Origin of the sequence: Flavobacterium psychroterrae (genome assembly GCF_018380615.1) — a bacterium.
Taxonomy (GTDB): Bacteria; Bacteroidota; Bacteroidia; order Flavobacteriales; family Flavobacteriaceae; genus Flavobacterium; species Flavobacterium psychroterrae.
On sequence record NZ_JAGYVZ010000092.1, the window covers coordinates 1 to 311 of the forward strand.

The window sequence follows — 311 nt, forward strand, 5'->3', positions numbered from 1 at the left end:
GTTTGGAATGGATGCAAAAAGCCTATCCATTATCTTGTGATGATGTAATTCTTCAAAAAACCAGTTATTCTTTTGATGTTTCGGTATGGGAACTATTATGGTGGATGTACAATGGAGCAAGTGTCAGCTTTTTGAAGCCGGATGCCCATAAAGACCCTCGGGAATTGGTAGAGGCGATATTTAGCCATAAAGTTACAGTCATGCACTTTGTGCCTTCGATGTTAGGCGCTTTTCTGAACTATTTAAAAGAGCATCCTGCAGCATTAGAAAAACTAGGCAGCCTTGTTCAGGTATTTACCAGTGGAGAAGCG

The 311-nt window shown here is 40.8% G+C and carries 1 protein-coding gene; it reads left to right on the forward strand.

The window, feature by feature from the left end:
* Positions 1-311, forward strand: a 311-nt coding sequence (locus tag KHA90_RS25195; protein ID WP_213308296.1) for an AMP-binding protein, incomplete at both ends; no start/stop codon positions are given.